We start from the raw sequence: 8,607 nt of genomic DNA on the forward strand, positions 1-8,607 counted from the left end.
CTGTCAGGGCGCTGGAGTAGCGCTAGAAGGGGTAGCCGATGCCGATGTTGGGCTGGATGCGGTAGTTGCCTTCCCCGTATTTGCCGAGACGCGGCAGTACGAAGCGCGAGCCTTCCGCCGTGGGGTCGTACACCTTCGCCGCCAAGTCGATGCGCACGATGAGGAAGGTAAAGTCGAACCGCAGGCCCAAGCCCGAGCCCACGGCTATTTCGCGGTAGAAGCGGTTGAAGGCGAAGTCGGAGCCTGGCGGGTTGTTGGAGCCGTTGCGCTTGATGGTCCACACGTTGCCAAAATCGGTAAAGGCCGCGCCGTAGACGAAATCGTAAATGGGAAAACGGTATTCCAGGCTGCCTTCCAGCAGCAGTTCACCCGGCTGTTCCAGAATGTCGTTGCTGGCGCGAGAGCGGGAGCCGGTGCCCAGCCGGCGCGGCAGCCAGGCACGCACGCTCGAGCCGCCGCCGGCGAAGACGTACCGGTCGTAGGGAATGATGTAAGCTTCGGTGCCGGCCTGGTCGCCAGCGCGGGTGCGGGTCAAAGCTGTTGCTAGGCCCCCGTTGAGGCGCCACACAAAAAATTGGTGGGTGCTCAGCTTGTGGTAACGCCGGTAATCGGCATTGAGGCGGACAAAATTATACACCGCGACGTTGGAGCGGCCCACTTGGTGGTCAGAAGAGTTGCCGTTGTTGGTATATAACTTACGTAAAGGACCACCCAACTCGGCGAATAAGCGCAGGTAGCGCGCATCCCGCGTTTCGGTGAAGTCATTGTCGTTGTACAACGACGTTCCGTTTATGCTCGGGGCCAACACTGATTGGAAGGCCCGTAACAAGGCTTGACCATTGGATAACTCCAGCAGCTTTCTGGTAAAGGTCGGATCAAGCCGGCTGGAGTTAACAAGGCTGATGTCCAGCGGCGTAAGGATGAACTGGTGGTAAGCGTTGCGCTGCCAGATGTAGTCGTACGTGGCCTCCAGGTTGGTGCGCGTGTATTCCTGCCGGTCTACGTAGTTGTAGCTGGTGGTGAGGCGGGTGCGCGGGCTGTAGTTGGTGAAGAAGCGGTTGGTGCGCCAGGGCACCAGAAACTGCGGCAGGGTCAGGTTGACGTTGGCCCCGAGCTGGGTAGTCAGGCGGCCGCGGCGGCTGTCTTCGGGACCTGTGCCGGTCAGGGCAAATTGCCCTTCCAGGCCCGCGCGCAAACCCAATTCCAGCACCTCCGCGCCGCCAAATGCATTGCGCACCCGCACCCGGAAGTTGCCGAACGGGCCGGGCCGGCCGGCCACGTAGGTGCCGCCGAGTTCCAGCGTTTCCTGAAAGCGCTTGAGGGGCGTCACGTTGACCACCGCATCCAGCACGCCGGCCGTGGAGTCGCCCGCGGGCTTTTGGTAGTTGATGGCCGCGTACCGAAACACGTCCAGCCCGGCCAGTTGGCGCTGGGTCTGGATGGTGTTCTGCAGGCTGTACCGCTCGCCGGGGCGCACCAGCAGCTTGCGGTCCAGGATGCGGGTGCTGAAGCGGTGGTTGTAAGCCAGGTAGTTTACGTTGTTGCGCTGCACCGTGTCGCGCCGGAGGCCAAAGCGGTTTAGGCCCGCGTCGGTCACGAAGCTCACGTTGCGCACAGTGTACACCTGGTGGCGGTCCGCGTCGGCCGGGTTGGCCACTTGCACCAGCAGGCGTACGGTAGTCGGCTCAAAGCTGGTATCGGCTTCCAGCGTGATGTACTGCGCCTTGAAGTCGTAGTAGCCCTGGTTTTTGAGCATGGTTTCCAGCCGCGTCCGCTCCTGGCCGATGAGGCTTTCGTCGTAGGGGCGGCCCACGCGCAGCAGGGCCTGGGCCGTATCGGCCCGAATAAGCCGGGCCACGGCCGAGTCGGCAACGTCGTAGTGCAGCTGGCTGACCTGGAAGCGCGGCCCTTCGTGCACGCGGTAGGTCACCGTCACGCGGCGGTCCTTGGTGGTATCCGCGTACGCGACGTGCTCCCGAAAAAAGCCCTTGGAGCGCAGGTAGATGCGCATTTGCTCGGCCGTGGCCGCGGTCAGCGTCGAGTCGTAGATGACCGGCGGCTCGCCGATGCGCATGATGGCGTTGCCCTTGTCGAGCTTGCGCTGCAGGCGCTGCACCTGCCGCTCGCGCTTTTGCAGCAGCTTGCCCACGGCCACCGAGTCGGTGCCGGCAGCCGCGATGCGCTGCTGAAAGGTGGTCTGCGTGGCCGCGAGCTTGCGCTGCAGCCCTTCGGGGTTATAGAAGGTGTAGCCGAGGTTGTAAATTGCGAGCTGCGGCACCGGAAAGCGCCGGTTGGGGCGCTGGCGCAGCAGCGCGTCCAGCGGCTCCCGCTCCAGCTGCCGCACGCCGTCGATGCGCACGGCGGTAAGCAGGCGTTGTTTCGGGCCCAGCAGGCGCATGGGCGAGCAACCCGTCAGCTGCAGCGCCGTTGCCAAACCAAGTAACCAGAATGCTCCGCGCCGGGGCGCCCTGTTGAAGGGACGTATCACAGAAGAATGGTTTCGAAAGCCGTTGCCAAGTACGTGCAGCAATTGCACCAAAAAAAATACCGCCAGCGCACCGGTACCTTCCTCGTGGAAGGCGCCAAAAGCCTGCGGGAGCTGCTAAGTTCTACACTTCAGCCCGAACGCCTGCTGCTCACGGCCGAATTCGCCGCCACGCCCGGCCTGCGCCTGCCCGCCCGTGTGCCCGTCGAGGTGGTGTCGGCCGACGAGCTGACGCGCCTGGGCACGCTGCAAACCAACGACGCGGGCTTGGCCGTGGTGCGCATCCCCGACGAGCCGCCGCTGCCCGCCCAGGCCGGTGAGCTGCTGTTGGCCCTCGACCAGGTGCGCGACCCCGGCAACGTGGGCACGCTCATCCGGTTGGCCGATTGGTACGGTTTGGCCGGCGTAGTGTTGTCCGAAACCTGCGCCGATGCCTGGAACCCCAAGACTGTGTCGGCCACCATGGGCTCCTTTACCCGCGTGCCCGTGTGGCAGCGCGACCTGCCCGCCTGGCTGCAGCAGCTGCCCGCCGGCCTGCCCGTCTACGGCGCCGACCTGCACGGCGACAACGTGCACCACCAGCAACTGCGCCCCACCGGCGTGCTGGTGATGGGCAGCGAGTCGCACGGCCTCACGCCGCCCGTAGAAGCCTGCCTCACGCAGCGCCTGCACATCCCCGGCCGCGGCGGCGCCGAAAGCCTGAACGTGGCCATTTCGGCGGCCATTCTGCTCGATAACTTCTACCGCGGCGAGTAAAAGCACCAGACGTAAAAAAGGGCTGAAGGTCCGAGAGGAGCTGTTATCCTTCATCTGTCGTCCGCAAAGCGAAGGACCTTACCACGCGTGAACGATAATCGTAGCAACGACTCGTTCTTGCGTGGTAAGGTCCTTCCTGCGTCAGGATGACCGCGGGCGCGTATTCACTCACCAGGTGCGCCGGCGGACAAGCTGGTTAGATGTCGCAGAGTGTGATGCCGAAGCTGATGTTCTGGGCTTTCGGGCCGCGGTTTTCCTTGAACACGTCGTTCAGGTTGTACTTCACGAACAGGTCGAAGCCCCGCACGCCGATGCTGCCCGTCACGCCGTACTGGAAGTCCTCCAGGTTGTAGCTGCCGCGGTCCTTGTCCTTGTGGGTGCGGCCGTTCTGCTCGTATTTCAGCTTGGTGTGCGCCCCGATGCGGTAGCCGGCAAAGCCCCCGGCGCCAATGCGGAACACCTCTTTGTGGTCGGAATCACGCATCTTGATGGTGAAGCCCACCGGCAGGTTCAGCGTGGTTACGGCCAGCTTGCTCTTCTCGAAGTTGCGCTGGTCGTCCGGCTCCTGCACGATGTCGGTGCGGTTGCCCGTCCCGTTGGCCGCGAAGTAGCGGTTGCCGTCGAGCATGTAGTTGTTGAAGGCAATTTCCGGCCCGAGGTGGAAGTACAGCGGGCTGTTTTTGCCGGTGCGCGCCCAGAAGTTCCAGCGCAGCGCCACGTAGCGGGAGCCCCAGCCGCGCAGGTCGTAGGGCTGCTCCACGCCGCCGGGGGCGTAGCTTTCCTTGTTGACGAAGGTGTTCAGGCCCAGGTCGATGCCGAAGTCCGTGCCGGTAAGCTTCTGGCGCTTGGCCACCCGCTTCACGGTTTTGATGGAGTCGGCCTTGTGGTCGTCGTTGATGCGCACCGACACGCTGCCGCCCCCGTCGCCGTCGCCGTCGTCCTGGATGACCACGCCCAGCTTTTTGCCCATGAACACCTCCACGCGCTCGGATTTGGCTTGCTGGCCGCGCACCGTCACGCGCACCTGCTCGGGGGCGGCCTGGCTGCCGGGCTTGTCCTTGGCCGGGTAGAACTCCATAGTTACCTGGCCGTTGTTGGTCTTGCGGCCGGCCGATTCAGCCTGCGAGATGTAGGAGTCGAGCAGCACCATCAGCGAGTCGAGCTTGTAGGCTTTCAGCTCGCGCAGCTGCTGCTTGTTGCGCGCCACGATGGTCATGGATACCTGGTTCGGCAGCTTCACCATGATGGTGTCGTCGTTGCCGGGCAGGTGAGGGCGGTTGGCGGCCGAGGCGAAGGCACCCGAAAGCACTAAACCAGACAGAGCGGCGAAGAAAGGAGCGGGTTTCATAGTCGTAGGAAGGCGAAAAGTCAGGGGAGAGGGCGAAAGTCGCCGGCACGGCGAGGCTTACAGCGCAATAGTTTTGGTGAGGGTGTGGCCCGCCACGCGGGCCTGAACGGTAAGAGCGGGGTTGGACGGCAGCCCGACTTCGGTCAGGTCGGGCCGCTCGCCCTGGGCAAGGCGGCGCACCTGCCGCAGCACACCGCGTACGCTGGGCCGCGTCCGGCCCGGGGTGTCGTTGGCGTCGGCCAGCGCCACCACGTTAGCAGGTTGCTGGCGTACTTCTACCTCGATGGTGCCCATGGAGGGAGCCGTGGCCACGGCTGCATTGGCGGGCACCAGAGCTGTCATGGTAGGCGCCGGGACCGATGCGGGCACCGGTTGCACCGCTACGGCTTGCGACTCACTGGGCCGAGGCTCGGCAGCGCGGAAGTCCGGGGCTTCCGGCTGGTCCGTCTCCCGACGCGCTGCAGCGCGTCGCTCGGTGCGGGCCAGTAGTTGCGGCTGTTGGTGGGTAGATGCGGCCGGCAGAGCATCCGTTGCCTGAGCCGAAGCAGATTTTTTTACTTGCTGAGCCGGCGAGGTGGTCGTTGCGGTGCGGGCGGCCAACGCCGTGGCTTCGGGGCCTGAGCCGTTTGCTGCTTCAGCCTCAAAATCGGCGTTCGGAGTTGCGTTGGGGGCTGCCGGCGTGGCGGGTGCGGTCTTAGTGGCCAGCCCTGCGCCGGTGCGGTTCGGCGTGGGGTGGGTGGCCAGCGTGCCAGTACCCGCGGCGGGACCGTTCAGGCGGCTTTGCCACATCAGCCATCCGCCGCCGGCTACCAGCAGCAGCGTTACGGCCGCTGCTACGGCGTACATCCAGAAGCCGCCGCGGCGTTTTTTCTCTTCCGGCTCCAGCTGCTCCTGCAGGTCGTACCACAAGGAGGGCGGCGGGGGCGTAGCGTGCTGCTCGAGCTTGGCGCGAAACAGCTTATCAATATCTTCCGGTTGCATGATGAGGCGTGGTTGAGGTGGTGGGATGGGCCGAAGCCGAGGCGGCTTCGAGGCGGCGCTGCAGCATGGCGCGGGCCTTGCTGAGCTGCGACTTGCTGGTGCCTTCCGAAATGCCCAGCATTTCCGCAATCTCGGGGTGGGTATACCCTTCGATGGCGTATAAGTTGAACACCGTGCGGTAGCCCGCGGGCAGCTCGCTCAGGAGCTGCATCAGGTCGGCGGCCGCCATGTCGCTTTCGGCTGTGGCCTGCGTGGAGGGCACGTCGGTCACCATGTCGTCGATGGCCAGGTGCAGGGGCTCCTTACGGCGCAGCTGCCCGAGGGCTTCGTTGACCATGATGCGCCGGATCCAGCCCTCAAACGAGCCTTCGTGCCGGTACTGCTCCAGGGCCCGGAACACCTTCACGAAGCCGGTCAGCATGGCTTCTTCGGCGTCGGCGCGCTGGCGCAGGTAGCGCAGGCACACGGTCAGCATCAGCCCGGCAAACCGCTCGTAGAGCAGCTTCTGTGCCCGGACGCTGCCTTGGCGGCAGGCGCTGATGAGTTCGACTTCGTTCACAGCTCAGAAAGGTAGAAGTAGGGCAGTAGCGGTGGTGTTTGAAGCGCTAGATGGCGAAGCCGCGGGTGGCGTTGCCCGGCGGCGTAAAAAAAGTTGCAAGCCCCGCGTCGTCTTCACGCAAGTGCCTGATGACGTGTGGACTATTTTGGCGGGTTGACCAAGCCACCGGCGAAAATAAGAAACCCCGAACCGCAGCCGGTTCGGGGTTTCTCAGGAAAGTAGAAAGCAAATGAGCCGCCGGCTTAGTAGTTGCCCACCGACAGCATCACCAATGTGCAGGCTTCCAGGGTCTGAATGCCTTGTTCGCGGGCCCTGCGCTCCAGCTCGTAGTTCTCGGTGCCGGGGTTGAAGATGATGCGCTTGGGCTTCAGGTCCAGAATGTAATCGTACCAGGCCGGCTGGTTTTGCGGGCCCACGTACAGCGTCACGGTGTCGACGCTGTCCACTTCCGGCTTGTCCACGTGGATGTCGAGCCCGGCTACCTGGCCTTTGCGGATGCCCACCGGCACCACGTCGTGGCCGTGGCTTTTCAGGCGGTTGACGGCCTGGAAGGAGTAGCGCGAGGGGTTGTCGGAGGCGCCGATGACGACGGTTTTCTTGTTAGCCATATCAGAAAGCGCAGCACGGCTGCACCCGTTTAGCAGTGAAAGATGGTGGTAGCTGCCTATACGCAGCGCCCGGCCCGATCGGATAACCGCTACAGCAGGGCCGCGGCCGCTTCGGCGCACCGCTCCCCGTCCATGGCCGCCGATACGATGCCGCCCGCAAAGCCGGCGCCCTCGCCGCACGGAAACAGGCCGCGCACCTCTGGGTGCTCCAGCGTGGCCGCGTCGCGCGGAATGCGCACCGGCGAGGAGGTGCGGCTTTCCACGCCTACAATCTGCGCCGCGTTGGTGGTGTAGCCCGGAATCTTGCGCCCGAAGGCCCGGAACCCCTGCCGCAGGCGGTCGGCCAGCACCGAGCCCAGCACCTCGTCCATCGGCACCGATACCAGGCCCGGCTGGTAGGAGGTTTCCAGCAGCGTGCGGGAAGTTTTATTCTGCACAAAGTCGCCCAGCAGCTGCGCCGGGGCCAGCTGCGTGCCGCCCGCCAGCTGGCAGGCCCGCTGCTCGATTTCCTGCTGCACGCGCAGCCCGGCCAGCACGCCGTCGCGCTTCAGGTTCATGTCCTCCGGCTCGATGGCTACCACGATGCCGGAATTGGCAAAGCGCGAGTCGCGGCGCGAGGGCGACATGCCATTGACCACCACTTCGCCCGGAGCCGTGGCCGCCGGCACAATGAAGCCGCCGGGACACATGCAGAACGAAAATACGCCGCGCTGTCCGCCGGGCCCCTCGCTTTGCTGCACCAGCGCGTACGAAGCCGCCGGTAGCTGGCCGCGGTCCTTGCAGTGGTACTGGGCCTCGTCGATCAATTCCTGCGGGTGCTCCACGCGCACGCCCAGGGCAAACGGTTTGGCCTCGATGCGCACCTGACGGCGCTGCAGCAGCTCATAAATGTCCCGCGCGGAGTGGCCGGTGGCCAGAATCACCGCGTCGCCCAGGATTTCCTGGCCCTGCCCGGTGACGACGCCGCGGATACGCCCGGCCGAGAGAATCAGGTCATCCACACGCGTGTCGAAGTGCACTTCCCCGCCGTGGTCGAGGATGCTCTGGCGCAGGGCCTGCACCACGTAAGGCAGCTTGTTGGTGCCGATGTGCGGGTGCGCATCCACCAGGATTTCGGGCGTAGCGCCGTGCTGCACCAGCAGGCGCAGAATACGCTGCACGTCGCCGCGCTTTTTGGAGCGGGTGTAGAGCTTCCCGTCGGAGTAGGTGCCCGCGCCGCCTTCGCCGAAGCAGTAGTTGGAGTCGGGATTCACCACGTGCTCCTTGTTCAGGGCGGCCAGGTCGCGCCGGCGCGTGCGTACGTCCTTGCCGCGCTCCACCACAATGGGCTTCAGTCCCAGTTCGATGCAGCGCAGGGCGGCAAACAGCCCGGCCGAGCCGGCACCTACGATAACTACACGCTTCGGAGCGCGGCTCACGTCCTGGTACTGCACCCAGGGCCCGAACAGCTCCCGCGGCGGGGGCGTCTGGTACACGTCGGCGCGCAGACGCACGCCCACGTTGCGTCCGCGGGCGTCAATTGAGCGGCGCAGCAGATGGACAAAATCGGCCTCGCCGGGCTTCAGGCCGGCAGCATCCAGGAGGGCCCGGTAGCGGGCCAGTTCGTCGTACGCCTCGGCGGGCGAAAGGACGATTTCAACTTCGCGTTTTTGCATCGGAAAAGGCGGCGGGGAGCTGGGCCCGCAAGCCGTTTAGGTAAGGCTCAGACGGCAAAGATACGGCGAATGGTTCCGGAGCCGAAGCTATAGCGGATTCATGAACGATGTACATGATAACCACAATGGTTGAACCAGGCTTTGGCATCCTTGCTGGAAATCCACTCAACCGCGGTTTGGATAGCCGCCTCCAGTGCTTCACGGGTACGGGCCTG

At 64.7% G+C, this 8,607-nt stretch carries 7 protein-coding genes; 1 reads left to right on the forward strand and 6 read right to left on the reverse strand.

What is annotated here, in order from left to right; genetic code table 11:
- Positions 1–22 precede the first annotated feature (22 nt).
- Positions 23–2,434, reverse strand: a complete 2,412-nt coding sequence (locus B0919_RS09535) for a BamA/TamA family outer membrane protein (protein ID WP_078012001.1) — start codon at positions 2,432–2,434, stop codon at positions 23–25.
- 60 nt (positions 2,435–2,494) lie between these two features.
- On the opposite strand from B0919_RS09535, the gene B0919_RS09540 reads away from it, so the two are divergent.
- Positions 2,495–3,241 (forward strand): TrmH family RNA methyltransferase, encoded by a 747-nt coding sequence (locus B0919_RS09540; RefSeq protein WP_078012002.1) that lies wholly within the window; start codon positions 2,495–2,497, stop codon positions 3,239–3,241.
- A gap of 196 nt (positions 3,242–3,437) precedes the next feature.
- Here B0919_RS09540 and B0919_RS09545 read toward each other — a convergent pair whose 3' ends face one another.
- The 5 genes from B0919_RS09545 to B0919_RS09565 all read right to left on the reverse strand — a co-directional run bounded on the left by B0919_RS09545 (position 3,438) and on the right by B0919_RS09565 (position 8,392).
- Entirely contained in the window at positions 3,438–4,589 is a 1,152-nt protein-coding gene (locus tag B0919_RS09545; protein ID WP_078012003.1) for an outer membrane beta-barrel protein, read from the reverse strand.
- Between the two features lie 57 nt (positions 4,590–4,646).
- Complete coding sequence (locus B0919_RS09550) at positions 4,647–5,570, reverse strand: hypothetical protein (protein WP_078012004.1); 924 nt, start codon at positions 5,568–5,570, stop codon at positions 4,647–4,649.
- Positions 5,551–6,129, reverse strand: a complete 579-nt coding sequence (locus B0919_RS09555; RefSeq protein WP_078012005.1) for an RNA polymerase sigma factor — start codon at positions 6,127–6,129, stop codon at positions 5,551–5,553. The genes B0919_RS09550 and B0919_RS09555 overlap by 20 nt, the downstream gene beginning before the upstream one ends.
- Positions 6,130–6,371: 242 nt before the next feature.
- Entirely contained in the window at positions 6,372–6,737 is a 366-nt protein-coding gene (locus tag B0919_RS09560; RefSeq protein WP_078012006.1) for a CoA-binding protein, read from the reverse strand.
- Between the two features lie 89 nt (positions 6,738–6,826).
- Positions 6,827–8,392, reverse strand: a complete 1,566-nt coding sequence (locus B0919_RS09565; protein WP_078012007.1) for an NAD(P)/FAD-dependent oxidoreductase — start codon at positions 8,390–8,392, stop codon at positions 6,827–6,829.
- Positions 8,393–8,607: the final 215 nt, after the last annotated feature.

Origin of the sequence: Hymenobacter sp. CRA2, assembly GCF_002007105.1 — a bacterium.
Lineage (GTDB): Bacteria > Bacteroidota > Bacteroidia > Cytophagales > Hymenobacteraceae > Solirubrum.

Coding starts and splice junctions, on each gene's coding strand:
- B0919_RS09540 (WP_078012002.1), top strand. CDS start 2,495: ATGGTTTCGAAAGCCGTTGCCAAGTACGTGCAGCAATTGCACCAAAAA.
- B0919_RS09545 (WP_078012003.1), bottom strand. CDS start 4,589: ATGAAACCCGCTCCTTTCTTCGCCGCTCTGTCTGGTTTAGTGCTTTCG.
- B0919_RS09550 (WP_078012004.1), bottom strand. CDS start 5,570: ATGCAACCGGAAGATATTGATAAGCTGTTTCGCGCCAAGCTCGAGCAG.
- B0919_RS09560 (WP_078012006.1), bottom strand. CDS start 6,737: ATGGCTAACAAGAAAACCGTCGTCATCGGCGCCTCCGACAACCCCTCG.
- B0919_RS09565 (WP_078012007.1), bottom strand. CDS start 8,392: ATGCAAAAACGCGAAGTTGAAATCGTCCTTTCGCCCGCCGAGGCGTAC.